The following is a 23,996-nucleotide window of genomic DNA, read 5'->3' as shown; positions in this document are numbered from 1 at the left end:
CTGGGTGCGTCCCGCACCTCTCGCCATGTCGATCAGGGCACAGCCCTGTCCGCACGGGGAGAGGAACCCAGATGGACGACCACACCGACGAGAACGTGCTGCGGCCCCCTTTCGGTGGCCGACGCCCCGCGCCGCCGGCCCGCCCGGTCGAGGTGCCCGGCCACGTCCTGGCCGGCGGCCGGATCGAGCACGAGGCCGAGCGCCTGGCCCGTGTGACCTACCGCGAGCGCGTGCGCGCGTGGGTGGCGGACCCCGACGCCGAGGCCGCGGCGCCCTCGTTGGCGGACCTGCGCCGCGAGGCCGCCGCCGAGCTGCGCGTCCTGGCCGACGCCCTCGGCCCGTGGGCGGCCCCCGAGCACGACCCCTTCGAGGTGCTCGGCGACCCGGAGTGGCCCCGGGACGAGGGGGACGCGGGCTTCTCCTTCTGAGCCTGCCGCGCTCAGGCCCTCGCGGGGGAGGGCCTGTCGCCGCGGCGACCTAGACTCGACCCCGCACACCCCCGGTCGCGCCCGACCGGGGGCGCTCGTGCTGTGTCCGACCAGCCTGACCCCCGAGGAGCCCGCGTGCCTCAGTCCACCGTCCACGAGAGCCTGCTCGCGCCCGTGCTCGAGAGCGAGGCGCTGGCGGGCGTCCTCGGCGACGCGCGCGAGGGGCGCCTGCGCTCCCTGGACCTCACGGGCCCCGACGGCCTGCGCCCGTTCGTGGCGGCGGGCCTCGTGCGCGAGGGCCGCTCCGTGCTGGTGGTCACCGCGACCAGCCGGGAGGCCGAGGACCTGGTGGAGGGGCTGGGCACGCTGCTCGACCCCGCTCGCGTGGCCTACTACCCGAGCTGGGAGACGCTGCCGCACGAGCGGCTGAGCCCGCGCTCGGACACGGTGGGTCGCCGCCTGGCCGTGCTGCGCCGCCTGGCCCACCCCGAGGACGCCGCCGGGCCGGTGGACGTGGTGGTGGCCCCGGTGCGCTCGGTGCTCCAGCCCCAGGTCAAGGGCCTGGGCGAGCTCGAGCCCGTCGAGCTGGTGGCGGGCGACACCGTCGACCTCGAGGACCTGGTGCAGCGGCTGGCGGACGCTGCCTACAGCCGCGTCGACCTGGTGGAGAAGCGCGGCGAGTTCGCCGTGCGCGGCGGCATCGTCGACGTCTTCCCGCCCACCGAGGACCACCCGCTGCGCGTGGAGCTGTGGGGCGACGAGGTCGACGAGGTCCGCGGCTTCTCCGTCGCCGACCAGCGCACCACCGAGAAGGTCGAGCGCCTGTGGGCGCCGCCGTGCCGCGAGCTGCTGCTGACCGAGCAGGTCCGGGCGCGGGCCGCCGAGCTCGGCCAGGCGCACCCGCAGCTGCTGGAGATGACCGACAAGATCGCCGCGGGCATCGCCGTGGAGGGCATGGAGTCGCTGACCCCCGTCCTCGTGGACGAGATGGAGCTGCTGGTCGACCTCATGCCGGCGGCCACCCACGTCCTCGTGCTGGACCCCGAGCGGGTCCGCCGCCGCGCGCACGACCTCGTCGCCACGTCCGAGGAGTTCCTGGGCGCTTCCTGGGCGGCCGCGGCCGGCGGCGGCACCGCCCCGGTCGACCTCGGTGCCGCGTCCTACCGCGAGCTGGCGCAGGTGCGCGAGCACGCGCTGGAGACCGACCGCCCGTGGTGGACGGTGAGCCCGTTCGGCATCACCGACGAGACGATCGCCGTGGACGCGGACGGCCGCAGCATCCCGAACGTCGAGGCCATGGTCGACAAGGCCGCGGGCACGCCGGCCCGCGCGCTGCCCGGCCAGCCCGCCGAGGCCTACCGCGGCGACGTCGAGCGGGCGCTGAAGGACCTGCGGACGTGGCGGACGGCCGGGTTCCGCACCGTCGTCCTGCACCCCGGCTCCGGCCCGGCGCAGCGGATGGTCGAGGCGCTCGGTGAGGCCGACGTCCCCGCCCGCTTCGTCGACCCCACCTCCGGGGCCGAGGACCTGTGGGTCCGCGACGTCGTCACCGTCACCTGCGGCACCCTGGCCCAGGGCTTCGTGGACGAGGCGGGCGGGCTCGCCCTGCTTACCGGCGAGGACGTCTCCGGCCAGAAGTCCTCCACCCGCGACATGCGCAAGATGCCCGCGCGGCGCAAGCGGCAGATCGACCCGCTCGAGCTCAAGGCCGGCGACTTCGTCGTGCACGAGCAGCACGGCGTCGGCAAGTTCATCGAGATGAAGCAGCGCACCGTCGGCGGTGCGGTGCGCGAGTACCTCGTGCTCGAGTACGGCGCCAGCAAGAAGGGGCAGCCGGCCGACCGGCTCTACGTGCCGGCCGACGCGCTGGACCAGGTGACCCGCTACGTCGGCGGCGAGCAGCCCAGCCTGGACCGCCTCGGTGGCGGCGACTGGACCAAGCGCAAGGCCCGCGCCCGCAAGGCCGTGCGCGAGATCGCCGCCGAGCTGATCAAGCTCTACGCCGCGCGCCAGGCCAGCCAGGGCCACGCGTTCGGGCCGGACACGCCCTGGCAGCGCGAGCTCGAGGACGCCTTCGGCTTCACCGAGACCCCCGACCAGCTCTCCACCGTCGACGAGGTGAAGGCCGACATGGAGCGCACCGTGCCCATGGACCGCCTGGTCTGCGGCGACGTCGGCTACGGCAAGACCGAGATCGCCGTCCGGGCCGCCTTCAAGGCCGTGCAGGACGGCAAGCAAGTGGCGCTGCTGGTGCCGACCACCCTGCTGGTCAACCAGCACCTGTCCACCTTCGCCGAGCGGATGAGCGGCTTCCCCGTCGTCCTCAAGGGCCTCTCGCGGTTCCAGACCGCCAAGGAGGCCGCCGAGGTGATGAAGGGGATGGCCGACGGCTCCATCGACATCGTCGTGGGCACGCACCGGCTGCTGAACCCCGACGCCCGGTTCAAGGACCTCGGCCTCATCATCGTGGACGAGGAGCAGCGCTTCGGCGTGGAGCACAAGGAGCAGATGAAGCGCCTGCGCACCAGCGTCGACGTGCTCTCCATGTCGGCCACCCCGATCCCGCGCACGCTGGAGATGTCGATCACCGGCATCCGCGAGATGTCCACGATCGCCACCCCGCCCGAGGAGCGGCACCCCGTCCTCACCTACGTCGGCGGCTACGAGGACCGGCAGGTCACGGCCGCCATCCGCCGCGAGCTGCTGCGCGACGGGCAGGTCTTCTACATCCACAACCGGGTGCAGTCGATCGAGAAGGCCGCCGCCCGCATCCGGGAGATGGTGCCGGAGGCCCGCGTCGCCACCGCGCACGGGCAGATGGGCGAGAAGCAGCTCGAGCAGGTGATGGTCGACTTCTGGGAGAAGCGCTTCGACGTGCTCGTCTGCACCACGCTCGTCGAGTCGGGTCTCGACGTCTCCAACGCCAACACGATGATCATCGAGCGCGCCGACACCATGGGCCTGAGCCAGCTGCACCAGCTGCGCGGTCGCGTGGGCCGCTCCCGCGAGCGCGCCTACGCGTACTTCCTCTACCCCACCGAGAAGCCGCTGACCGAGACCGCCCACGAGCGGCTCGCCACCCTGGCCCAGCACTCCGACCTGGGCGGCGGCATGGCGATCGCGATGAAAGACCTCGAGATCCGCGGCGCGGGCAACCTGCTCGGCGGCGAGCAGTCCGGGCACATCGCGGACGTCGGCTTCGACCTGTACGTGCGCCTGGTCGGCGAGGCCGTCGCCGACTTCAAGGGCAGCGCGGACGACGTCCTGGAGGAGGTGCGCATCGAGCTGCCCGTCGACGCGCACCTGCCGCACGACTACATCGGCTCCGAGCGGCTGCGCCTGGAGATGTACAAGCGGCTCGCCGAGGTCCGCTCGGACGAGGACGTGGACGCGATCAACGAGGAGCTGGTGGACCGCTACGGCGAGCCGCCGGTGGAGGTCGTCTCGCTGCTGCTCGTGGCACGGTTCCGGGCCCGCGCCCGCCAGGCCGGCGTCCGCGAGGTCACCGTGGCCGGCAAGAACGTCCGGTTCTACCCGGTGAGCCTGCCCGACTCGCGCCAGGTGCGGCTGAACCGGATGTACCCGAAGTCGCTGATCAAGCACCAGACCGAGTCGATCCTGGTGCCCCGCCCGCAGACCGCGGTGATCGGTGGCAGGCCGCTGGACGGCATCGCGCTGCTGGAGTGGGCGCGCGGCGTCATCGACCAGATCGTCGACCCCGACGGCGCCGCCCCCCAGGCCGAGAAGCCGGCGGCCGCCCAGGTGCCCGCCGGGCGCTCGGGGCGTGCCGGTGGGGGCGGCCGCGGCTGACGCGTGTGCCGTGCGCCGGGGCCCGGCCGTGCCGGAGGGCTGGCCCGGCCGTGCCGGAGGGCCGGGGGCGGCCGTGCCGGAGGGCCGGGGGCGGCGCTGCGCGGAGCCTGGTTCAATGGGCCCGCACCCGCGATGTGAAGGAGCCCACGTGCGCATCTCCCGGTCCACGACCCGTCTCGCCGTCCTGGCCGGTGTCGCCGCGCTCGCCCTCTCCGGCTGCGGCGTCAGCGACGCCGTCGTGCAGCCTGGCGTCGCGGCGGACGTCGACGGCACCACGCTGAGCGTGGCCGAGGTCGACGAGACCGCCATGGACACCTGCGAGGTGTTCTCGGCCGCCGGCCAGCTGGGCGGCAGCCTCACCGGCGCCTTCATGCGCGACCTCGCGGTCGACGCCCTCGTCCGCGTCGAGGTGATCTCGCAGATCGCCGAGGAGAACGGGATGGACGCCGACGCGATGCTCGAGGGCGACGAGGCCGACGCGCGCACCCAGCTCGAGCAGATCGTCGACAGCACCGACCTCACCGAGGACCAGATCAGCGACGAGGTCGTCCGGTTCGTGGCGGCCAACAACTTCTTCAGCGACGTGCTCCTCACGGTCGCCGGCACCGACACCGACGACCAGCGCCAGTACCTCGCCGACTGGCAGGACGAGCACGAGATCGTGGTCAACCCGGTCTACGACGCCGTCGACCTCGCCGCCTCGGTGCAGGCCGACGAGACGGCCGACCTCTCGGTCGCGGTCAGCGACACCGCCCGCGACCTCATCAACGCGGAGATGGCCGAGGCGCTCGGGCAGGGCGACGGCTCCTACGCCGCCGCGATGCCCGCCGGCCAGGCCTGCCAGGGGTGAGCCCCGCCGGCCCGGAGGGCGGGTCCTGGCTGGTCGAGATGACCGGGGTCATGGCCCGGCTGCGTGCCGAGTGCCCCTGGAAGGCGGCCCAGACGCCGGCGTCCCTGCGGCGCTACCTGCTCGAGGAGGCGCACGAGACCCTCGAGGCGCTCGACGCCGTGGCCGCCGCCGACGCCGCCGGGACCTCGGACGAGGCGGCGTGGGCGCACCTGCGCGAGGAGCTGGGCGACCTGCTGCTGCAGATCTACTTCCACGCCGCGATCGCCGCCGAGCAGCCGACCGACGCGGGCCGCTTCGACGTCGAGGACGTCGCCCGCGGGCTGGTGGAGAAGATGTGGCGGCGCAACCCGCACGTCTTCGGCGCGGCCGGCGACCGGGCGGGCGAGCCGACCACCGGACTGACCGCCGACGAGGTGGACGCCGAGTGGCAGCGGATCAAGGCCGCCGAGAAGGCCCACCGGCGCGAGCCCACCGACGGCGTCCCCGGGAGCCTGCCGGCCCTGCTGTGGGCCGACAAGGTCGCCGGGCGCCTCGGCCTCCGGTCGGCCGAGGCCGCCGAGGGACAGGACCCCCACACCGCCGTGGGGGAGCGGCTGCTGGCCGTCGTCCTGGACGCCCGGGAGACCGGCGTCGACGCGGAGCTGGCCCTGCGCGACGCGGTGCGCCGACGCCTGGCCTGAGACGGGCACGGGGGGCAGCCCCTCGGACGCGCCCGGGGCCGGGCCGACAGGTCACCTGCCGACCCGGCCCCGGGTGCTCGTGCGCTGCTCGCTCGAGCGGCTCAGGTCAGGAGCGGCGCCCGCGCTGCACGACCCGCACGGTGACGGTGTCGCTGGAGGCCACCGCCGTGTCGGTGCCGGGGTAGATCGCCCGGAGCGTGCGCTGACCCCGGCCGGCGAGCCGGACGCGGAGCCCGGCCCGGCCGGCGTCGTTCAGCGTGGCGGTGCCGAGCAGCTTCCGGCCGACCTTGAGCCGCACCACTCCCTGGGCGGAGGGGGACACGTGGACACGGACCGGGAGGATCGTGCCGGCCACGACCTTCCGGGGGGCCCGCACCCGGGTGCGGGTGGCCAGCGCGTCGGCGAAGACGTCGGTGGCGGTGCCGAGGTCGAACACCTGGGTCTCGCCGGTGGCGTCGTCCAGGCCGTCGTTGTCGGTGACCGCGTAGACCTCGCCGCCGGCCGAGACCGTGAGGCCCTCGAGCTTCTCCTGCGTCCAGCCGTGGCGGGCCTGCATCAGCGGCAGCACGTCGACGGCCAGCGACTTGGTCACCGGGGTCACGGCGTCGACGGAGCCGGCGGGCAGGTCGACGGTGTAGACCCGCTTGATCGCGGCGGCGGTGCCGACCTGCTTGTCGCGCTCGATGACCGCCACCGAGTCGGCGTCCAGCGCCACGATCTCGGACAGGCCGATCCAGTCGCCGTCGACCTCGGTGGTCTCCAGCGGGTAGCCGAACCAGGTCCAGGCGCCGGTGGCGACGTCGTAGCGGCCGATCCGAGCGACGTCCTCGCCGGTCAGCGGCCGCTGCAGCGCGACGTACAGCGTCTCGTCGTCGCCGCTCCCGGTGACCGCGACACCCTCGAGGCCCCACTTGCCGAGGCCGGCGGCGACCTCGGCGGGCAGGTGCACGCGCTGCTGGACGAGGCCGTGACGGTTGATGCGGACGAGCTGGTTCCGGGGGCCGGTGGCGCCCTCGCTCGCGATCCAGAAGCCGCCCTCCGCGCGGGCTGCCAGGCCCTCGATGTCGAGGTCGATCGGCTGGCCACCGCCGACACGGACCTCGATCACGTCGTCCAGGACGGCGGGCACGTCGGTGGTGTCGAGGTGGTAGATCCGGGCGGGGGAGAACGCGCTGTCGGAGGCGGTCCACAGGCCGTCCTCGTCCGCGAGGTCCGCGCTCAGGGCACCGAGGGCGCCCCAGCCGATCGGGTGGGCGGCGCCGTCGGCCGGCACCGAGACGACGTCCGGCCAGGTCGGCGCGTCCTCGCCGAAGGCGTAGAGACCGACGGTCGCGCGGACGCCCGCCTCCGCGTCGTCGGTCTCGGAGGAGACGACGAACAGGTCCCGCCCGGGCACGGGCAGCAGGCCCTCGGGGCCGTTGGTGGTCGGGAGGACCTGGGTGAAGGCCGGGTCGGTCGGGTCGGTCATGTCGTAGACCGCGACGAAGTTGGAGCGCTCGGAGCCGACGAAGGCGTACGGGGTGCCGCCGTAGACGGCGTAGGTCAGGCCCTCGGGCTCGGAGCCCTTGTTGTCCTGACGCCCGTCGTTGAACAGGCCGTAGGCGGTGGCGAGGTGCTCGAAGCCGGTGCCGGCGTCCCAGGCGATCTCGCCGGTCGCGGCGTCGAAGACGGTCCAGCCGCGGCTGCCGCCCTTCCAGTCGCCCTCGTTGGCGGTGGCCACGTACCCGTCGCCGACCCAGTGCACGGCGTCGGGCTCACGCGGCAGGGTGAGGGTGTCGGTGAAGGAGAAGACGCCGTCGTCCTCGGTGTCGACGCCGCGCAGCGTGGCCTCGCCGGCGCTGAAGGCGCTGGTGACCTCGAGGGTCGGCAGGTCGATGACGACGACGCCGTTGTTCTCCTGCAGCGAGACCACCAGCTCGTCGTCCTCGTTGATGTCGACGTACTCGGGCTCGGCGTCCGAGGGCGTGTCCATCATGGGGATGACGTCCGCACCGAGCATGACCGGCGTGGCCGTCCACGTGTCGGGGGTTCCGGTCAGGTCGATGGTCTGCACGAAGCCGGCCGGCGCCTGGGGCAGGTCGCCCTCCTCCGCGTCGGGGTCGGTCGCGGCGTCGTCGGGCAGGACGTCCTCGTCGCGCTCGTTCTCGATCGCGATGGCGGCGTAGGTGCCGTCCGGGCTGACGGCGATGGAGTCGGGCTGGCCGCCGAGGTCGAGCGAGGCGACCCGTTCACGGGTGGCCAGCTCGACCACGTCGACCCGCCCCGAGGGGTTGGTGTAGCTCTCCGAGGTGTTCACCACGACCATCACGTAGTCGCCCACGACGGCCACGGAGGTGGGCTCGTCCTCGACGTCGCCGAGCTCGGAGAGGTCCAGCGTGCCGTCGCCGACCGGGTTCGAGGGGTCGGTGACGTCCACGAAGCCGATGCGCCTGCCGGCGGCGTCGGTGTAGACGACGGTGGTGCCGTCCTCCGAGACCGCCGAGATCTCGGCGACCGTCTCGTCGGCGGGGTCCACGCCGTCGGGAACGTTGAGGAAGACGGGGTACGTGGCGACGCGCGAGAACGCGCGGTCGTCGTCGACGGCCGCGCTGCTCGCCGGCGGGGCCACCGCGGCGGCGGCGAGCGCGAGCGACGGCACGGCGAGGAGGGTGGCCACCCTGGTCAGGGAGAGGCGCATCGGTGAGGCCTTTCGTCGGCCGCTGCGAGAGTCAGCGGACGGGACGGAGTGAGGTGGAGCAGGTCGTCGGTCGCGGCCCCCGAGCGAGCCCGACCGGGCCGGACGCTCACGCCTCCCGGTGACCGCACGGTGATGCGGGCGCCACGCCGGGGTGAACTCTCGGAGTGGCGCGCAGGACCGGGAGCGGGACCGGTCTCGGGACAGACAGGGGTACGGGCAGGGGTACGGGCATGGACGTCGGCGGGTGAGCGGGGAGTGGCCCACGCAACTGCGGTGTCCACCACGGTCCGGGCCGCGTCGGCGCCGGTGAGCGGCGGACTAGGGTGGGCGCGTCCCCTAGACGTCTTCCTCCTCAGGAGAGCAACGTGGCATCCATCGAAGCTGTCGCCGCCCGCGAGATCCTCGACTCGCGCGGCAACCCCACCGTCGAGGTCGAGGTGCTCCTCGAGGACGGCACGTTCGCGCGTGCCGCCGTTCCCTCGGGCGCCTCCACCGGCCAGTTCGAGGCCGTCGAGCTGCGTGACGGTGGCGACCGTTACCTCGGCAAGGGCGTGCAGCAGGCCGTCGCGGCCGTCGTCGACACCCTGGGCCCCGCCATCGAGGGCCTCGACGCCGACGACCAGCGCCTCGTCGACTCCGCCATGCTGGCCGCCGACGGCACCGCCAACAAGGGTTCGCTCGGCGCCAACGCCATCCTCGGCGTCTCGCTGGCCGTCGCGAAGGCCGCCGCCGAGTCCGCCGGCCTCCCGCTGTACCGCTACGTCGGCGGCCCGAACGCCCACGTGCTCCCGGTGCCGATGATGAACATCCTCAACGGCGGCTCCCACGCGGACTCCAACGTCGACATCCAGGAGTTCATGATCGCGCCGGTCGGCGCCGCGACCTTCGCCGAGGCCCTGCGCTGCGGCGCCGAGGTCTACCACGCCCTCAAGGGCGTGCTGAAGCAGCGCGGCCTGGCCACCGGCCTGGGCGACGAGGGCGGCTTCGCCCCGAACCTGGAGTCCAACCGCGCCGCGCTCGACCTGATCGGCGAGGCCGTCGCCAAGGCGGGCTACGAGCTCGGCAAGGACGTCGTGCTGGCGCTGGACGTCGCCGCCTCGGAGTTCTACGAGGACGGCTTCTACACCTTCGAGGGCGAGAAGAAGACCGCCGCCGAGATGAGCGCCTACTACGGCGAGCTCGCCGACGCCTACCCGATCGTCTCCATCGAGGACCCGCTGGACGAGGAGGACTGGGACGGCTGGAAGACCATCACCGACCAGCTCGGCGACAAGGTCCAGCTCGTCGGCGACGACCTGTTCGTCACCAACGTCGAGCGGCTCCAGCGCGGCATCGAGGGCGGCCAGGCCAACGCGCTGCTCGTGAAGGTCAACCAGATCGGCTCCCTGACCGAGACGCTGGACTCCGTCGAGCTGGCCCACCGCAACGGCTTCCGCTGCATGATGAGCCACCGCTCGGGCGAGACCGAGGACGTCACCATCGCCGACCTGGCCGTCGCCACCGACTGCGGCCAGATCAAGACCGGTGCCCCGGCCCGCTCCGAGCGCGTCGCGAAGTACAACCAGCTCCTGCGCATCGAGGACGAGCTCGGTGACGCCGCGCGCTACGCCGGTGTGTCGGCGTTCCCGCGGTACCAGGGCTGAGCGACCCTAGGGGCATGCCCGACAGCCAGCGACGCACCACCTCGCGCTCCTCGGGCCCCCGTGGCCGCACGGGCCCCGGCCGATCCGGCCGGGGCCCGTCCCGCGCCTCCGCGGGGTCCGTGGCCCCCGACGGCGCGGGGCAGACCGCCGAGCAGGGCCGTGGCGCCCAGGCACGCCCCCGGACGACGGCGGGCGGGCCGGGCTCGGTGCGCCGCCCCGTCCCCGTGGCGGCCGGCGGCGGGCCGCGCCGCCCACGGCTGACCGGGCGGGCGCTCGTGCTGCTGCTGGTCGTGGGGGTCCTGGTGGTCTCCTACGCCTCCTCGGCCCGCGCCTACCTCCAGCAGCGCTCGGAGATCGACGCCCTCCAGGCCGAGATCGCCGACCGCGAGTCCGCCATCGCGGACCTGGCCGAGGAGAAGGAGCGCTGGTCGGACGAGGCCTACGTGGTGCAGCAGGCCCGCGAGCTGGGCTACGTGATGCCGGGGGAGACCTCCTACGTCGTGCTCGACGAGGACGGCGAGCCCCTGGAGCAGGACAACGAGCTGACCGACCCCGACGAGGTCGTGGCCGAGGACGACCCCGGCTTCTGGGAGGACGCGTGGGCCTCCGTCGTCCTGGCCGGGGACCCCTCGGCCGAGCAGCAGAGCACACCGGCGACCGAGATCGACGGGTCGACCGAGAAGGACGGGAACTGACGTGAGCGAGACCCCCGAGAGCCCCGCCGGGCCGGACGCCGGCCCCGCCGGGCACGGCGTGGAGCGTGGCTTCTCCGAGGCCGACGCGGCCGCCGTCCAGCGCCAGCTGGGCCGGGAGGCCCGCGGCACCTACGGCGTGGCCCACCGCTGCCCGTGCGGCAACCCCGCGGTGGTGGCCACTGAGCCGCGGCTGCCCACCGGCACGCCGTTCCCCACGACGTTCTACCTGACCTGCCCCCGGGCGGCGTCCCGCATCGGCACGCTCGAGGGCGGCGGGCTGATGAAGGAGATGACCGAGCGTCTCGGCGAGGACGAGGAGCTGGCCGCGGCCTACCGCGCCGCCCACGAGCGCTACCTGGCCGTGCGGGAGGCGATCGGCGCCGAGGTCGGGGCCGACGTCCCCGAGATCGCCGGGATCTCCGCCGGTGGCATGCCCGACCGGGTCAAGTGCCTGCACGTCCTCGCCGGCCAGGCGCTGGCCGAGGGCCCGGGCGTGAACCCGCTGGGCGACGAGGTCGTCGAGGCCCTGGGCGCCTGGTGGGAGGCCGGCCCGTGCGTGTAGCGGCGGTCGACTGCGGCACCAACACCATCAAGCTGCTCGTCCTCGAGCTCGCCGACGACGGCACCCCCACCGAGCTGGTGCGGGAGTTCCGGATGATCCGGCTCGGGGAGGGCGTGGACGCCACCGGCCGGATCTCCGAGGCCGCCATGGCGCGTGCCTTCGCCGCCGTCGAGGAGCTCTCGGCCCTCGTCGAGAAGGTCGGCGGCGTCGACCGGGCGCGGTTCTGCGCCACGTCCGCGAGCCGGGACGCCGCGAACGCCGACGTCTTCACCGCGGGGGTGCTGGACCGCTTCGGCACCGCGCCGGAGGTGCTGACCGGCTCCGAGGAGGCCGCGCTGTCCTACGCCGGGGCGGTGCGCGCCCTGCGCACCCCGCCGGCCGAGCCGACACTCGTCTTCGACGTCGGCGGCGGCTCCACCGAGCTGATCGTGGGCCGGGGCGACACGGTGGACGTCTCGGAGTCGATGGACATCGGATCGGTGCGCCTCACCGAGCGCTGCCTGCCCACGGACCCGCCGACCCCGGCCGAGGTCGACGCCTGCGTGGCCGCGGTGGACGCCGCGCTGGACGCGTGCGACCCCGCCGTCCGCGACGCCGTGGCCGCAGCCCGGGGCGTGGTCGGCGTCGCCGGCACCGTGACGACGCTGGCGGCCGGCGTGCTCGGCCTGGACCGCTACGACCGCGACGCCATCGACCAGTGCGACCTGGCCGTCACCGACGTGCACGCCCACTGCGACACCATCGTCGGGCAGAGCGCCGAGCAGCGGCGGGCGCTGGGCTGGATGCATCCGGGCCGGGCCGACGTCATCGGCGCCGGCGCGATCATCGTCTCCCGGGTCCTGGCCCGCACCAGCGCCACCCGCCTGGTCGTGAGCGAGTCCGACATCCTCGACGGCATCGCCTGGGACCTCGCCCTGCGCTGAGGGCGCCACCGCCGTGACCGACCTCGACGCGCTCGCCGCCCTCGACCGACGCGTCGTCGAGTGCCGGGCCTGCCCACGGCTGGTGTCGTGGCGCGAGCAGGTGGCGCGGGAGAAGCGCGCCGCGTTCGCCGACGAGACCTACTGGGGCCGGCCCGTGCCGGGCTTCGGCGACCCCGAGCCGACGGTGCTCGTCGTCGGCCTGGCACCCGCCGCCCACGGTGCCAACCGGACCGGCCGCATGTTCACCGGCGACCCCTCGGGCGACTGGCTCTTCGCCGCCCTGCACGCCGTCGGCGTCGCCCGCCTGCCCACCGCCACCAGCGCGGACGACGGCCAGGAGCTGACCGGGTTCCGCCTCTGCGCCCCGGTGCGGTGCGCGCCACCCGCGAACAAGCCGACGCCCCAGGAACGCGCGACCTGTGCCCCCTGGCTCGACGAGGAGCTGGCCCTCGTCGGGGCGCGCGTCCGCGTGGTGGTCGCGCTGGGCGCGATCGGCTGGGGTGCGGCCCTGGGGGCGCTGGCCCGCGCCGGGGTCGTCGTGCCGCGCCCGCGGCCGCGCTTCGGTCACGGGGCGCAGGCACGGCTCGACGCCTCGTCCTCCGCGCTGGGCGGAGCGGGGCCCGAGGGGGACGCGGTCACCCTCATGGGCAGCTACCACCCGAGCCGGCACAACACCGCCACCCGGCGCCTCACGGCACCGATGCTCGAGGAGGTCCTGGGCCGCGCGCGGGACCTGGGTGCCACGGGTGCGGGTGGGGGAGACCTGGCCGGGCCGACCTGAGCCCCGCTTGGCACAATGCGCGACGGACGCCCGACGGCCCCCGGGGTAGCACGGGCCGCACGGGGTCGCGGCCCCCGTATCCCAACGGCAGAGGAAGCCGCCTTAAAAGCGGCACAGTGTGGGTTCGAGTCCCACCGGGGGCACACCGCCATCCCTTGCCGGGGATCTTCACGGCCCCTTCACCGGTCCGCGCCGATCGCCCCCGCGGTCTTCACGCCGGTTCGGCGACAGTGGTCGTGCTGTCGTTCTTGGGGGAGGACGGCAGCCCGGGATCGTGACGCCCGTCGTCATGGTCCCGGCCCCCACGGGCCCGGGGACCCCACTGCGTGGACGTCCCCGGGTCCCCCCCGCCTCTGCGACTTCCTCTGCGACTTCCTCTGCGTCTCCTGCGGGAACGACTCACCCGCCTCGGACGTTGGCACCTGGTGAGAGCTTCTCTAGGCTTCTCGCCCCAGGACCACGACTGGCCCTACCCGGCCTCCGAGGAGAGACCAACCATGCAGAGCAACAACCCGGTGTTCCGGCGCTCCGGTGAGTTCAACCGCTCCGGCGCCTACGCGAACCAGACCTACGCCGGCAACGGCACCACCAGCGGCTACGGCTCCGACCCCTCGACGTGGGGCGTCGGCGTGCCCGGTGAGACCACCGGCTACACGACCACCCCCGACCAGGGCCGGATGACGATCGACTCGGTCGTCCAGAAGACCGGCATCAGCCTCGGCGTCGTCATCCTCACCGCGATCGCGACGTGGGTGCTGACCCCCGACGTCGTGCCCGGCGCCGACATCAGCGCGCTCATGGCCGCGGCGACCATCGGCTCGCTCGGTGCCTTCGCGCTGTCCATGGTCAACTCCTTCAAGAAGGTCGTCAGCCCCGCGCTGGTGCTCGCCTTCGCCGCGCTCGAGGGCGTGGCGCTCGGCGCCATCTCGAAGATCTTCGACGCCCAGTTCGGTGACGGCGTGGTCTCGGGCGCCGTGTTCGGCACCTTCGCCGCGTTCGCCGGCACCCTGGCCGCCTACAAGTTCCTCAACATCAAGGTGGGCGACAAGTTCCGCCGCGGTGTGATGGCCGCCGTCTTCGGCATGGTCGGCCTGTCCCTGGTCTCGCTGGTGATGAGCCTGTTCGGCTTCAACATCGGCCTCTTCGGCGTCACCGGCATCGGCATGATCACCGCCGTCGCCGGCCTCGTGCTCGGCGTGTTCATGCTGATCATGGACTTCGACTTCGTCGAGCAGGGCATCGCCAACCGCCTGCCCGAGCGCGACTCCTGGATCGCCGCCTTCGCGATGACCGTCAGCCTGGTCTGGATCTACACCAACCTGCTGCGCATCCTGGCGTTCTTCAACCAGGACTGAGCCACCCCAGACCCCTCCGCGGCCCCGCGGGCTCACGCAGCACCGCGGGGTCACGGACGAGAACGTGGGCCCCGGGCATCGCCCGGGGCCCACGTGCGTTCGCGGCCCGTCAGTCGGTGCCTGTGCCGGTGCCGGACCCGGCCTCGACGGCCGTGCCGTCGTGCGCGGGGACGTCCCGCTCCTCGAGCTCCTCGGGGGCCTCGCCCTCGACGTCGGTGCGCCGGCGGCGGTGCCGCAGCTCCACCCACAGGCCGCGGACGCCTCGGCGGTTGCCGCCGATCTCGGTGCCGTCGACCTCGGTGCCCGGGGTGCGCACGGCCCGCAGGGCCGCGTCGGTGACCGGCAGGACGCCCTCGCCGCGCTGGGACTCCAGGCGGTCGCCCTCGTCCTCGGCGAGGCCGAAGGCGGCCAGGGCGGAGGGCAGCAGCACCGTGGCGAGCCGTCGGTAGCCCTCCACCGAGGGGTGGAACTTGTCGGGCCCGAACAGCACGGTCGGCTCGGCGGCGAACTCCGGGCCGAGGATCGAGCCCACGGACACGGTGCGGCCGCCCTCCTCGACGACCGCGATGGTCTGGGCGGCGGCCAGCCGCCGCGACCACGACCGCGCGACCTCCTTCAGCGGGGAGGCGATCGGCTTCACCGAGCCCAGGTCGGGGCACGTGGCGACGACGACCGCGCAGCCGGCGTCCTCGAGGCGGCGCACGCCCTCGGAGAGGTAGCGCACGGAGGCGGACGGCGGCACCAGGTGCGTGACGTCGTTGGCGCCGATCAGGACGACGGCGACGTCGGGCTCCAGCGGCAGCGCCTGGTCGATCTGGTCGGCCAGGTCGGAGGACCGGGCGCCGACCACCGCGAGGTCACGCAGGTAGAGGCGTCGGTCGGCGGTCTCGCTGACGCCGGAGGCCAGCAGGCCGCCCGGGGTCTGCTCGGGGCGGTCCACGCCGTAGCCGGCGGCGCTGGAGTCACCCAGCAGCACCATCGTGAGCGCCGGGCCCGGACGCCCGCGGCCGTACCAGCCGGTCGGGTCCGGCGGCGGCTCCTCGCGGATCGGGCCGACCGCCTGCTTGGCGAGGCGCGCCTCGGTGGCGAGGACGCCGTAGAGGGCAGCGCCGAGCACCGACAGTCCGCCTCCGCCGTACGCGGCGGCGGACGCCAGCTTGCGTGCCGCTGCTGCCTTTCCCACGGCCGCGATTGTAGGGAGCCCCGGCGACCACCCGGGTCGCCCCGGCGGGGGTCGGCGGGTCGCCGACCCGTCCGCAGGCCCCTCACCTGCGGCGCAGGTGCCCACCGGGGTGTCGCGACGTGCCGCGGCTCACGTGCGGCGTCCCCCCGTTCGGGTGGTCGGCGCACGGGCGTGCAGCGAGCGCGGGCGATAGCGTGGTCCGGTGCTCGTCCCTCCCCGCGTCCTCGACCTCTTCGCCGTGCCCGGCGGAGCCGTCGCCGTGCCCGGGACCGGCACCGTCCGCGCAGGTGACCTGGCACTGCGGCCCGGCCGCGACGCCGCGCTCGTGGGCGCCGTCTCGCCGGTGCAGGCGCGCCTCGCCGTCCGCCTGGACGAGGCCCCCGGCCGCGGCCACCGCGACCTGCGCCTGGGGCTGCCCGTCCCGGCGCGCGACGGCTCCTGGGTGGTCGACGGGTGGAGCGCGGCCCGGCACGAGCCGGGCACGGAGGTCTGCGGGGACGTCGCCGTGGTGCTCGGTGCCGGTCGGCTGCTGCACGCGCTGCTGGACGTCGCGGTGCGCACGCCGCCGTCCGCGCTGGTGGAGCGCGAGGACCCGCGCGGCCTGGCCGAGGCCGTGGCGTTCGGGGAGCGGCCGCTCACCGACGCGCTCGTCGAGCGCCTTGCGAAGACCACCTGCGTCGGCGTGCCGGCGGTGCGCCTGGCGCAGGAGGCGCTGGCCGCGCTCGCACTGCTCTCGGCAGGCCCCGACCCGCGCCCGCAGCAGCTGGTGCACGCCGCGCTGGCAGGCAACGTCCACCTGGAGGCCCTGGGGGCGCCGTTCGTGACCGCGATCGAGCCGACCTGGCGGCCGGCCCCGTTCGCCGAGGCGACCGCGGTGCTCGACCTCGTCCTCGACCTCGGGGCGCCCGCCCCCCACCTCGACGAGCTGGCCTCCCGCGAGGAGACCCGCGCCGACCTGCTGCGCGCGCTGGTCGTGCGGCTGCTCACCGGTGCCGGCGCCGACGACGCCCACCGCACCGTGCTCGGCCTGCTCGCGGGGCGCCTCGTCGGCTGAGCCGCACCGCCGATCCCGCAGGGACGAGGCTGTGCGCCGAGTCACACCAGACCGGGTCGGTCCGGTCCGTCGCGCTGCCCGGGTCGGAGGTCCCCCGGCGCGAGGTCCAGCGGCGGCCTCCCCACCGGACCGCACCGGACGCCGCGGTGGGCGTGCCGGGGGCCGCTGACCTGCGGCGCAGCGCGGGAGGGCCGCCGAGGTCCCCGCGGCCGGGACGCGCGCACCGGTCGCGCGCTGCTCCTGCGCCCTCGGAGGGCCCTCCCGACGGGGACGGCCACTGGTCTGCCTCGGGTCGGACCTAGGTCCCCCCACGGCACGAAACTCGGCGGCAGACAGCGGGGTGGCGCGGCAGCACGATCGACGCGTGGACCTCAGCGCACTCGACATTGCCCGATGGCAGTTCGCCATCACCACCGTGTACCACTTCCTGTTCGTGCCGATCACCATCGGTCTGTCGGCGATCGTCGCCGGCTACCAGACCGCCTGGGTGCGCACGGGCCAGGAGAAGTGGCTCCGCCTCACGAAGTTCTTCGGCAAGCTCTTCCTGATCAACTTCGCGATCGGCGTCGTCACCGGCATCGTGCAGGAGTTCCAGTTCGGGATGAACTGGTCGGACTACTCCCGCTTCGTCGGTGACATCTTCGGCGCCCCGCTGGCGGTGGAGGGCCTGCTCGCCTTCTTCCTGGAGTCGACCTTCCTCGGCCTGTGGATCTTCGGCTGGGACCGGCTGCCCAAGAAGGCGCACCTGGCCACGATCTGGCTGGCGCACCTGGGCACGGTGTTCTCCGCGTACTTCATCCTCGCGGCGAACTCCTTCATGCAGCACCCGGTCGGCTACGAGTACAACCCGGAGACCGGGCGTGCCGAGCTCACCGACTTCTTCGCGGTGCTCACCAACGAGGTCCAGCTGGTGACGTTCCCGCACGTGCTGCTCTCGGCGTACATGACCGCGGCCGGCTTCGTCGTGGGCGTCTCGGTCTGGCAGCTCGTGCGCGGCCGCCGCCGGGCCGAGGCCTCCGAGCAGGCGCTGTACCGCACCGGCGCCAAGACCGCCGCCTGGGTCATGCTGATCGCCTCGGCCGGCGTCATCGTCTCCGGCGACGCGCAGGCGAAGATCATGACCGAGGTCCAGCCGATGAAGATGGCGGCCGCCGAGGCGCTGTACGAGACCGAGCAGCCCGCCGGGTTCTCCTGGCTGACCATCGGCAGCCTCGACGGCACCGAGGAGAAGTTCGCCGTCACCACCCCGAACCTGCTCTCCTTCCTGGCCACCGGCTCCTTCGACGGCGAGGTCGAGGGCATCAACCCGCTCAGCGAGGAGTACGTCCTCGAGTACGGGCAGGACACCGAGGCCGTCAGCTACGCCGAGGACTACACCCCGATCGAGGGACTGACCTACTGGTCCTTCCGGCTGATGATGGGCCTGGGCTTCCTCGGCATCCTGGCCTCGTTGGCGGTGCTCGTCGCGCTGCGCGGTGACCGCACGGTGACCAGCCGACGCTGGCTGCTCGTGGCCTGGGCGGCGCCGCTGGGCCCCCTGTTCGCCAACTCCTTCGGCTGGATCTTCACCGAGGTCGGACGCCAGCCCTGGGCCGTGTTCGGCCTGATGACCGTCGACAACGCGGTCTCGCCGACCGTGAGCGCGGGCGAGGTGCTCACCTCCCTCATCGTCTTCACGCTGCTCTACGGCGTCCTCGCCGTCGTCGAGCTGAAGCTGATGTTCTCGGCGATCGCCCACGGCGCGGACGACTTCGCCGAGCCGGTGGTCCGCGACGACGACCACGACCCCGACCGCCCGCTGGCCTTCGCCTACTGATCGCCCGGGACGAGAGAGACAGAAGAGAGTCATGGAGCTCACCACCGTCTGGTTCACCCTGATCGCCGTCCTGTGGATCGGCTACTTCGCCCTCGAGGGCTTCGACTTCGGGGTCGGCATGCTGCTGCCCGTCCTCGCTCGCGACGAGCGGGAGAAGCGCGTCCTGATCAACACGATCGGGCCCGTGTGGGACGGCAACGAGGTCTGGGTCCTCGTCGCCGGCGGCGCCACCTTCGCCGCCTTCCCCGAGTGGTACGCCACCCTGTTCAGCGGCTTCTACCTCCCGCTGCTGCTGATCCTGGTGGGCCTGATCGTGCGCGGGCTGGCCTTCGAGTACCGGCACAAGCGCGCCGACGCGGCCTGGCGCCGCAACTGGGACCTGGCGCTGATCATCGGCTCCGTCGTGCCGGCGCTGCTGTGGGGCGTCGCGTTCGCCAACATCCTGCGCGGCGTGCCGATCGAGGAGCTGAACGGGCACCTGGAGTACACCGGCGGCTTCTTCAACCTGCTCAACCCCTACGCCCTGCTCGGCGGCCTGATGACGCTGACGCTGTTCCTCACCCACGGTGCCATGTACGTGGCCCTCAAGACCGACGGCGACATCCGGCACCGAGCCCGGGCGCTGGCCGTGCGCACCGGCATCGGCGCCGCCGTCATCGCCGTGGCGTTCCTGCTCTGGACCCAGGTGATGACCGGCTCGGTCGCCTCGGCGGTCGCGTTCGTCGTCGCCGCCCTGTGCCTGGTCGGGGGCATCGCCGCGGCGGCCGTCGGCCGCGAGGGCTGGGCCTTCCTCGGCACCTTCGTCACCATCGCCGCCGGCGTCGCGGGCCTGTTCCTGGCCCTCTTCCCCGACGTGATGCCGTCCTCGATCGACGCCGCCTACAGCCTGACCACCACCAACGCGGCCGCCACCAGCTACACGCTGACGGTGATGACCGTGGTCGCGGTGGTCTTCACCCCGATCGTGCTGGCCTACCAGGCCTGGAGCTACTGGGTCTTCCGCAAGCGCATCTCCGTGCAGCACATCCCGGAGGAGACCCTGGCCGGCAGCGGAAGCGCCGCGTGAGGCCCACCGATCCTCGCCTCGCCCGCCGGCTGGCCCCCGCCAGGGGCCCGCTGGCGGGCGTGGTCGTCCTCCAGACCCTCTCCGCGCTGCTCGTCATCGGGCAGGCCTTCGCCGTCACCGGCCTCGTCGTCGCCGCCGTCGAGGACCTCTCCTCGCCCGCCGTCACCCGGTGGGCCCTCGCCGTCGCCCTGCTGCTGCTCGGCCGCGGCCTGACCGGCTGGGGCACCGACCGGCTCACCGCCACCGCGGCCACGCGGGTCGGCGGCGAGATCCGCCGCCGGCTCGTGGGCCGCGTGCTCGCCGTCCCTGCCGGTGGGGATGAGCAGGACGCCTCCAGCGGCCACCGCTCCGTGCTGGTGACCCGCGGCGTGACCGCCCTCGAGCCGTACCTGACCCGGTACGTGCCCGCGCTGGTGCTCGCCGGCGTCCTGCCCGCCCTCACCGTGCTGGCCATCGCCTCCCAGGACCTCATGAGCGCCGTCGTGGTCGTCGCGACCATGCCGCTCATCCCCGTCTTCGGTGCCCTCGTCGGCCTCGCCACGCGCGACCGGGCCGACGCCCAGTGGCGCTCGATGAGCGCCCTGTCGGGGCACTTCCTGGACGTCGTCCGCGGGCTGCCCACGCTGGTCGCCTACCGCCGCGCGGACGCCCAGACCGCGGTGATCCGCCGCGCCACCGACGGCTACCGGGCGCGCACGATGGACACGCTGCGCATCGCGTTCCTCTCCTCGGGCGTCCTCGAGCTCGTCGCCACCCTGTCCGTGGCGCTCGTCGCCGTCACCGTCGGCCTGCGCCTGGCCGAGGGAGACCTCGACCTGGGCACCGCCCTCGTCGTGCTGCTGCTGGCGCCCGAGGCCTACTGGCCGCTGCGCCGCGTCGGTGCCGAGTTCCACGCCGCCGCCGAGGGCGTCGCGACCATCGAGGAGGTCTCGGCGCTGCTGGACGCCCCCGGCGGCGATGCCGCTGGTCGAGGAGGTCGCGCTGCGACCGTCGCGAGACCGAGGCCGACCACCGACCCGGCCGCACCGATCACCGTCGACGGCATCACCGTGCTGCGCGCCGGCCGCACCGTCCCGGCGCTGGACGACGTCCACGCCGCCCTGCCCGGCACGGGCCTCACCGCCCTGACCGGGCCGTCGGGCTGCGGCAAGTCCACGCTGCTCGCGGTCGTCGCCGGCCTGCTGCCGGCCACGCAGGGCCGGGTCCTGCGGGGCGGGGAGCCCCTGACCGGGGCCGCGCTGGCGGCGTGGCAGGCGGACGTCGCCTGGCTGCCGCAGCGCCCCGGGTTCGTCGCCGGGACGCTGGCCGACAACCTCCGCCTCGGCCGACCCGACGCCCCCGAGGCCGACCTGTGGGCCGCGCTGGCCCAGGTCGCCCTGGAGGAGCGGGTCCGCGACCTGCCGCTCGGGCTGGACACCTGGCTGGGGGAGGACGGCAGCACGCTCTCCGCCGGGGAGCGCGCCCGTCTGGCTCTCGCCCGGGTGGTCGTCGCCGACAGGCCGTGGGTGCTGCTGGACGAGCCCACCGCCCACCTGGACGTCCTCACCGAGCAGGTCGTCACCGACACGCTGGTCGCCCTCGCGCGCACCCGCGCCGTGGTCGTGGTCGCGCACCGCCCCGCGCTCGTGGAGGTCGCCGACCACGTGGTCACGCTCGCCCTGCCGACCCCGGGGCCGACCCCGGTGCCGACCGCAGAGCCGACCACCGGGCCGACCGGAGAGTCGACCACCGGGCCCACCGCCGACCGGGCCACCGGGCCCGCACCGCGGGTGCTGCGCCCCGAGGACGCCGACGACACCCCGCTGCTGGCGGGGCGCGGACGCCTCGCGCTGGCGACCCTCGTGGGGGCGCTGTCCTCGGCCTCCGGGGTGGCGCTGACCGCCACGTCCGGCTGGCTCATCGTCCAGGCCTCCCTCATGCCGCCCGTGCTGACCCTGATGGTCGCCATCGTCGGTGTGCGCACCTTCGGCATCGGCCGCCCCGTGCTGCGCTACGCCGAGCGGCTGCTCTCCCACGACGTGGTGCTGCGGATGCTCGCCGAGCGCCGCGTGGCCGTGTGGCGCTCCCTGGTGCCGCTCGTGCCCGGCCGGCTGGGGCGTCGCAGGGGCGACCTGCTGGCCTCGGTCGTCGACGACGTCGACTCCGAGCTCGACCACGAGCTGCGGGTGCTGATGCCGCTGCGCGGGTTCGTCCTCGTCGCCGTGCTCGCCACCCTCGTGTCCACGCTGCTCGCGCCGGTGGCCGGGCTCGTGGTGGGCGGCTACTGCCTGCTCGCCGGGCTCGCGGCCTGGTACCTGGCTCGCCTGGGCGCCGCCCGCGCCGAGGCCGAGGCCGTCGCGCTGCGGGCCGCGCTCTCCGAGGAGGTCGTCGCCGCGGCCGCGCTGGGCGAGGAGCTGACCATGTGGCAGGCCGTCGACCGGGCCGCCGACGCCGTCGGAGCCGCCAGCGACCGGCTCGGGGCCGCCACCGGCCGTTCCACCACCTGGTGGGGCGCCGGGCGCGCCGTCGTCCTCGCGCTCACCGGCGCAGCCGTCGCGCTCGTCGCCGTCGTCCTCGCCCCGCTGGTCGCCGCCGGTGACCTCAGCGGGCCGCTCGCGGCCCTGGTGATCCTCATGCCGCTGGCGATGACGGACGTCGCCGTCCCGCTCGCCGACGCGGGCGCCCTCTCCGCGAGGACGGCCGCCGCCCGCGCGCGCCTGGAGGCCCTGGCCGACATGGAGCCCGCCGTCACCGAGCCGCGGATACTCGGCCCCGAGCCGCGCGGCAACGACGTGGCCCTGCGCGACGTCACCGCCGGCTGGGAGGGCACACGGGCCTTCGCGGGCCTCGACCTCGACGTCGCCCCCGGCGGTCGGGTCGCCGTCGTCGGACCCTCGGGCTGCGGCAAGTCCACCCTCGTGGCGCTGCTGCTGCGGTTCCTCGACCCCCGGCGCGGCAGCGTCCGCCTCGGTGGCGCCGAGCTCGACCGCCTGCCGCTCGCCGACGTGCGCGGCCGGGTCGGGCTCGTCGACGACGACCCGCACGTGTTCGCCTCCACCGTCGCCGAGAACGTCCGCCTCGCCCGGCCCGGATGCTCGGACGCCGAGGTCGAGGCCGCGCTGCGCGCCGCCCGGCTCGGCCCCTGGCTCGACGCCCTGCCCGCGGGGCTCGGCACCTGGGTCGGCGACGGCCACGCGTCGGTCTCGGGTGGTGAGCGGGCGCGCCTCGCGATCGCCCGGGTGCTGCTCGCCGACCCCGACGTGCTCGTGCTCGACGAGCCGACCGCGCACCTCGACGAGGCCACCGCCGACGACCTGGCCCACGAGGTGCTGGGGGAGAGCGGCGCACGGCGCACCGTCATCTGGGTGACGCACGGCTCCGCTGGGCTCGATCTCGTGGACGAAGTGATAAATCTAGGAGCGTTCGCTGCCCGTACGGGCGACGCCGGCGATGACCCGGACGAGCCGGGTCGGCCAGACGCAGAGGAGCTGCCGCATGTCCGTTAGTCCCCAGGCCGGTGGCAAGAAGATCACCGTCTTCCTGCTCGACGACCACGAGGTGGTCCGACAGGGCCTGCGGAGCCTGCTCGAGGGCACCGGCATGATCGACGTCATCGGCGAGTCCGGCCTCGCCGAGGAGGCGGCCCACCGCATCCCCGCACTCAAGCCCGATGTCGCCGTGCTCGACGCCCGGCTGCCCGACGGCTCCGGCATCGAGGTCTGCCGCACCGTGCGCGCCGTCGACCCCGACATCCGCGCCCTCATCCTCACCTCCTACGACGACGACGAGGCGCTGTTCGCCGCGATCATGGCCGGCGCGTCCGGGTACGTCCTCAAGGACGTGCGCGGCATGGACCTCGTCGGCGCCATCCGCCAGGTCGCCGACGGCAACTCCCTCATCGACCCCGCGCTCACCGCCCGGGTGCTCGACCGGGTGCGCAACGGCCCCGCCACCGCCCCCGAGCTGGCCAACCTCACCGAGCAGGAGCTCAAGCTCCTCGCGCTGATCGCCGAGGGCCTGACCAACCGCCAGATCGGCGAGCGGATGTTCCTCGCGGAGAAGACCGTGAAGAACTACGTCTCCTCGATCCTCGCCAAGCTCGGCCTCGAGCGCCGCACCCAGGCCGCCGTCCTCGCGTCCAAGCTGCTGGGGCCGGACGGCAAGCCGAAGTAGGCATGGGATGGTCGCCTCCGGCGACATGTTCGCGCGCTTATACCCCTGTTCTGCGCTCGGAGCTCTCGGCACCGACGCTCGCAGGCTCGCGGTCGGCACCTCGCCATCCTCGCTGTAGAACAGGCGTCGCGCGCGAACGCTTCATGCCCCTCTGCTGACTGGTCCCCAGAGGCACATCCCCCTGTGCCTCTGGGGATCGTGCTTTCCGGACGCGTGAAGCGTTCGCGCGCGCCGCGGCCGGTGATCGAGGTGTGAGGAGCCCCGGCGACGAGCCTCGAGATCCCCGCACCTGGACGTGGTGCGAGCCCCGGGGCGGGTGCG

General features: G+C 74.2%; 17 protein-coding genes and 1 tRNA gene. 16 read left to right on the top strand and 2 right to left on the bottom strand.

The genetic code is table 11. From position 1 onward, the window contains the following. The first annotated feature begins 71 nt into the window (after nucleotides 1-71). From M8316_RS17670 to M8316_RS17655, 4 genes are all read left to right on the top strand, one after another. Nucleotides 72-428 (top strand): hypothetical protein, encoded by a 357-nt coding sequence (locus tag M8316_RS17670; RefSeq protein ID WP_250056798.1) that lies wholly within the window; start codon nucleotides 72-74, stop codon nucleotides 426-428. A 135-nt stretch (nucleotides 429-563) separates the two neighbouring features. Beyond that, nucleotides 564-4,238, top strand: a complete 3,675-nt coding sequence (gene mfd, locus M8316_RS17665; protein WP_250056796.1) for a transcription-repair coupling factor — start codon at nucleotides 564-566, stop codon at nucleotides 4,236-4,238. A gap of 148 nt (nucleotides 4,239-4,386) precedes the next feature. Then, nucleotides 4,387-5,088, top strand: coding sequence for a hypothetical protein (locus tag M8316_RS17660; RefSeq protein WP_250056795.1), 702 nt, complete (start codon nucleotides 4,387-4,389; stop codon nucleotides 5,086-5,088). Next, nucleotides 5,085-5,768 (top strand): MazG nucleotide pyrophosphohydrolase domain-containing protein, encoded by a 684-nt coding sequence (locus M8316_RS17655; RefSeq protein ID WP_250056794.1) that lies wholly within the window; start codon nucleotides 5,085-5,087, stop codon nucleotides 5,766-5,768. The genes M8316_RS17660 and M8316_RS17655 overlap by 4 nt, the downstream gene beginning before the upstream one ends. 106 nt (nucleotides 5,769-5,874) lie before the next feature. Here the strand turns inward: M8316_RS17655 and M8316_RS17650 are convergent, their stop codons facing one another. After that, entirely contained in the window at nucleotides 5,875-8,445 is a 2,571-nt protein-coding gene (locus M8316_RS17650; protein WP_250056793.1) for an esterase-like activity of phytase family protein, read from the bottom strand. 365 nt (nucleotides 8,446-8,810) lie between these two features. Here M8316_RS17650 and eno point away from each other — a divergent pair, with 365 nt between their 5' ends. From eno to M8316_RS17615, 7 genes are all read left to right on the top strand, one after another. Next, on the top strand, nucleotides 8,811-10,088 hold the full coding sequence (gene eno / locus M8316_RS17645) for a phosphopyruvate hydratase (RefSeq protein WP_250056792.1): 1,278 nt from the start codon (nucleotides 8,811-8,813) through the stop codon (nucleotides 10,086-10,088). Nucleotides 10,089-10,102: 14 nt separating this feature from the next. Further along, nucleotides 10,103-10,783 carry an FtsB family cell division protein gene (locus M8316_RS17640; protein WP_250056789.1) on the top strand — a complete coding sequence of 227 codons (681 nt, stop codon included), beginning with the start codon at nucleotides 10,103-10,105 and terminating at the stop codon, nucleotides 10,781-10,783. A 58-nt stretch (nucleotides 10,784-10,841) separates the two neighbouring features. Continuing rightward, complete coding sequence (locus M8316_RS17635; RefSeq protein ID WP_250056895.1) at nucleotides 10,842-11,345, top strand: DUF501 domain-containing protein; 504 nt, start codon at nucleotides 10,842-10,844, stop codon at nucleotides 11,343-11,345. Continuing rightward, nucleotides 11,336-12,268, top strand: a complete 933-nt coding sequence (locus M8316_RS17630; protein ID WP_250056787.1) for a Ppx/GppA phosphatase family protein — start codon at nucleotides 11,336-11,338, stop codon at nucleotides 12,266-12,268. The genes M8316_RS17635 and M8316_RS17630 overlap by 10 nt, the downstream gene beginning before the upstream one ends. 13 nt (nucleotides 12,269-12,281) lie before the next feature. Continuing rightward, the gene (locus tag M8316_RS17625) at nucleotides 12,282-13,049 is read left to right on the top strand and encodes a uracil-DNA glycosylase (protein WP_250056785.1); all 768 of its coding nucleotides are present in this window, start codon (nucleotides 12,282-12,284) and stop codon (nucleotides 13,047-13,049) included. Nucleotides 13,050-13,119: 70 nt separating this feature from the next. After that, nucleotides 13,120-13,192 (top strand) — tRNA-Leu (locus M8316_RS17620). A gap of 354 nt (nucleotides 13,193-13,546) precedes the next feature. After that, nucleotides 13,547-14,404 (top strand): Bax inhibitor-1/YccA family protein, encoded by an 858-nt coding sequence (locus M8316_RS17615; RefSeq protein WP_250056783.1) that lies wholly within the window; start codon nucleotides 13,547-13,549, stop codon nucleotides 14,402-14,404. Between the two features lie 109 nt (nucleotides 14,405-14,513). Here the strand turns inward: M8316_RS17615 and M8316_RS17610 are convergent, their stop codons facing one another. Beyond that, complete coding sequence (locus M8316_RS17610) at nucleotides 14,514-15,587, bottom strand: SGNH/GDSL hydrolase family protein (protein ID WP_250056781.1); 1,074 nt, start codon at nucleotides 15,585-15,587, stop codon at nucleotides 14,514-14,516. Between the two features lie 202 nt (nucleotides 15,588-15,789). On the opposite strand from M8316_RS17610, the gene M8316_RS17605 reads away from it, so the two are divergent. The 5 genes from M8316_RS17605 to M8316_RS17585 all read left to right on the top strand — a co-directional run bounded on the left by M8316_RS17605 (nucleotide 15,790) and on the right by M8316_RS17585 (nucleotide 23,675). Further along, the gene (locus M8316_RS17605) at nucleotides 15,790-16,641 is read left to right on the top strand and encodes a hypothetical protein (RefSeq protein WP_250056779.1); all 852 of its coding nucleotides are present in this window, start codon (nucleotides 15,790-15,792) and stop codon (nucleotides 16,639-16,641) included. Between the two features lie 364 nt (nucleotides 16,642-17,005). After that, on the top strand, nucleotides 17,006-18,457 hold the full coding sequence (locus tag M8316_RS17600) for a cytochrome ubiquinol oxidase subunit I (RefSeq protein ID WP_250056777.1): 1,452 nt from the start codon (nucleotides 17,006-17,008) through the stop codon (nucleotides 18,455-18,457). Nucleotides 18,458-18,488: 31 nt separating this feature from the next. Further along, nucleotides 18,489-19,523 (top strand): cytochrome d ubiquinol oxidase subunit II, encoded by a 1,035-nt coding sequence (gene cydB, locus M8316_RS17595; protein ID WP_250056776.1) that lies wholly within the window; start codon nucleotides 18,489-18,491, stop codon nucleotides 19,521-19,523. After that, complete coding sequence (gene cydD / locus M8316_RS17590) at nucleotides 19,520-23,008, top strand: thiol reductant ABC exporter subunit CydD (protein WP_250056774.1); 3,489 nt, start codon at nucleotides 19,520-19,522, stop codon at nucleotides 23,006-23,008. The genes cydB and cydD overlap by 4 nt, the downstream gene beginning before the upstream one ends. Next, the gene (locus M8316_RS17585) at nucleotides 22,998-23,675 is read left to right on the top strand and encodes a response regulator (RefSeq protein ID WP_250056771.1); all 678 of its coding nucleotides are present in this window, start codon (nucleotides 22,998-23,000) and stop codon (nucleotides 23,673-23,675) included. The genes cydD and M8316_RS17585 overlap by 11 nt, the downstream gene beginning before the upstream one ends. Nucleotides 23,676-23,996: the final 321 nt, after the last annotated feature.

The sequence above is a fragment of the Nocardioides bruguierae genome (assembly GCF_023554635.1).
Lineage (GTDB): Bacteria > Actinomycetota > Actinomycetes > Propionibacteriales > Nocardioidaceae > Nocardioides > Nocardioides bruguierae.
The sequence above is the reverse complement of the archived record's forward strand: the minus strand, read 5'-3'. Positions and strand labels throughout refer to the sequence as shown.

Excerpts from the sequence above, each read along its gene's own strand:
- M8316_RS17650 (WP_250056793.1), bottom strand. The coding sequence starts at position 8,445 with ATGCGCCTCTCCCTGACCAGGGTGGCCACCCTCCTCGCCGTGCCGTCG.
- M8316_RS17585 (WP_250056771.1), top strand. The coding sequence starts at position 22,998 with ATGTCCGTTAGTCCCCAGGCCGGTGGCAAGAAGATCACCGTCTTCCTG.
- M8316_RS17640 (WP_250056789.1), top strand. The coding sequence starts at position 10,103 with ATGCCCGACAGCCAGCGACGCACCACCTCGCGCTCCTCGGGCCCCCGT.
- M8316_RS17615 (WP_250056783.1), top strand. The coding sequence starts at position 13,547 with ATGCAGAGCAACAACCCGGTGTTCCGGCGCTCCGGTGAGTTCAACCGC.
- cydB (WP_250056776.1), top strand. The coding sequence starts at position 18,489 with ATGGAGCTCACCACCGTCTGGTTCACCCTGATCGCCGTCCTGTGGATC.
- M8316_RS17670 (WP_250056798.1), top strand. The coding sequence starts at position 72 with ATGGACGACCACACCGACGAGAACGTGCTGCGGCCCCCTTTCGGTGGC.